General features: G+C 59.8%; 3 protein-coding genes. All 3 read right to left on the bottom strand.

The window, feature by feature from the left end; translation table 11 throughout:
* A partial coding sequence (locus EOA60_RS28830; RefSeq protein WP_164899623.1) for a TrbG/VirB9 family P-type conjugative transfer protein occupies window positions 1-715 on the bottom strand: 715 nt, incomplete at its 3' end.
* Window positions 712-1,431, bottom strand: coding sequence for a type IV secretion system protein (locus EOA60_RS28825; protein ID WP_348631121.1), 720 nt, complete (start codon window positions 1,429-1,431; stop codon window positions 712-714). The genes EOA60_RS28830 and EOA60_RS28825, both read right to left, overlap by 4 nt.
* Before the next feature lie 69 nt (window positions 1,432-1,500).
* Window positions 1,501-2,441 (bottom strand): type IV secretion system protein (locus tag EOA60_RS28820; protein WP_164899622.1); only part of this gene is annotated, 941 nt, incomplete at its 5' end.

Genomic DNA, 2,441 nt, shown 5'->3' with positions numbered 1-2,441 from the left:
TCGACGGCCGCGCTCGATTGTAGAGGCAGAGCGTTTTTCCGTCGGCCCTCAGCGTGAATTGCCGGCCAATCTTGTCAACGATCGTGTATTTTCCCTGGGTGCGCTGATTGACGAGCGATTCATGGCCTTTTTCGTCGACGACGAAGATGGCCGGGATGTCGCCCGCGAACTCCAGGAACATCTTGGTGCCGTCGTCGAAAGCGACGCGCGGCTTCAGGCCATCATCGCCGACATAGACGTAATCGTAGTTGAGGGCGGCATAGTTGAGGTTCTTGAGATCGGGATCGGCAGCGCTTTGCCGGGCCTGGGAAAGCAGGCGCGCGTCTTGATCCTCATCCCCATATTTGAATCGGACCTGGAAGGACGCGCGATCGCGATCGCTGTCGGTGGCTTTGAGCAACAGCGAATAGACGCGCCGGTCGGTAACGACGTTGACATTCGTCCAGGCGTCCCGTTCGAGCGGCTTGATGAAGAGAAAGCGCGAGCCGCGTTTCGGCACGATCGACCAGCCTTTGGTGTCACCGGCCGAAACGGTCTCGATGACTTCGGACGGGCTGAGCTCAATCATCGTGGAGACGCCGAGCGCGGCACTGACGGTCGTCACATTGTCGTTGTCGAAAGGCACGTAGCGGATGCGATAGTCGCGCGCGGCGGCGGAACTGGCCGAGCCAAGCAAGATCAGCAGCGACAGAGCGGCCGCAAGGTGGGTCTTCATTGCGCGCTCCCGGCGGTTGGCGCGGACTCCTGATCGCGACGGTATTCCAGGACCTGGAAGCCAAGCGGATTGTCGAAGCGCCATTCGTTTTTGATCGGCGTCGTCGTGTAACGGAACTTGACCACGGCCACCCAATTGTCGGTCGTGGAAGAATTCTCGCGACGCGTCGTGGTCGAAAACCGCACCGATGCCGTCGTATTGTTGAGCAGGGAAACCGACTTGACGTCGACGGAGATGGTGACGTTGCGACCGTAGAGCTTGTCGAGCGATTGCGCGTTGGACGGCGTGTAGCCCCAAGTCAAATCCTTGGCCGCCGTTCCCGTCGAATAGAGCTGCGCAAGATCGTAGTTCTGCTTGATCTCGCGCGCGTCATAGGTTTCGCGGGCGCGAATATAGCGAACGAGATTGGCGGCGGTGACCGCCTCATTCTGCGACAGATCGCCGGGTTTGAGCGCGCGGGCAATTTCGAGGTATCCGGTCGTCTTGTCGACCTCGATCACATAGGGCTCGAATTGCTTGAGCGGAAGGATGAGCACGAGCGTCAGCAATGACAGGCCTGCAACGACACTGGCGACGCCGCTGACAAGCCAGGCCAGCGTGCGCGACCGTCTCAGCGACCGGTGTGTGTCGTCCTCCCAGGTCGCGCCTGCCTCATAGTAGCGGTCGTCGACCGGTTCGCCGGGCTCGGCGGCGATGCTTGCCTGGATTTTTGTCACTTTACTTTAGCCTCACGTCAAACCTCGCGCGACGGCCCAAGCCGCACTCTGAGGCGGTTGCCTGCGCTTCTATGCCAATGGCCTCCCGTTATCGCGCGCCGCTTGTTGAATGGATGATCGAGCCGCCTCGCTACTGCGGGATGATCTCAGCCGCTGCCACCGGTTTGCAACGGCCCGCGCTCCGGAATAGCGGGCGACATTGCCCGGAACATTGCCATAGGAGCGGTATGCGCCGACGGTGCTGAGATAGCCGCCGCCGTTGAGAATCGAGGCGATCGCCGGAATTTGCATCAGCACATAGATGCCGATGATCGTGACCAGGACGAGCGGCAGGACCATCGACATCTTGTTGTCGACGCTGGCGCCTCCCGACGTGGCGGTATTCAAGGCAAGATTGACCAGCGAAAAATAGAAGCCCAGGAAGCCATATATGAGAATCTGCTGGATGATCAGATAGGTGGTCAGCGTAATGAAGCCCTCGCTCATCCGCGTTGACCACCGGTAGAGCCAAAGCACAATCCAGACCGGCGCGAGCGCCAGAGTGATGAACAGCATGATCTTGGCCGCGATGATTGCCGCGATGGCAAGCGCCGAAAAGATGATGGCGGCCAAAAGCACGATCGTGGAAAGCAGCGCGCCGAATATGTCGTAAAAGGTGCCGCTGTAGACCTGATTGGCGACATCCTGGGCACCTCGGTAGAGGTTGTCGATCAGTGCTGGAATCGCATCTTGATCCGAGAGCTGGTTGCCGGTGGCGCGCGACACGGCCCCGACGATGATCTTGCCGATTTCGTTCGGCACCGCCTGCACGAGCTTGTAGATCGTCTCGGAGAATGTGCCCCAGCCAGTCAGCAACAGATAGATGACGACCGCGCGACCGAGGCGATATGCAGACTCGATCGGAGAGATCGTCTCGCGGCCGCTGAGGATCGAGTAGCCCCACCAGATGATGTAAATGGTGAGCATCAGCGCGTAGACATTCCCCAGCGCGTAGCCGAGCTGCATGTAGA

Origin of the sequence: Mesorhizobium sp. M1A.F.Ca.IN.020.06.1.1, from assembly GCF_004023265.1 — a bacterium.
GTDB lineage: Bacteria > Pseudomonadota > Alphaproteobacteria > Rhizobiales > Rhizobiaceae > Mesorhizobium.
The sequence above is the reverse complement of the archived record's forward strand: the minus strand, read 5'-3'. Positions and strand labels throughout refer to the sequence as shown.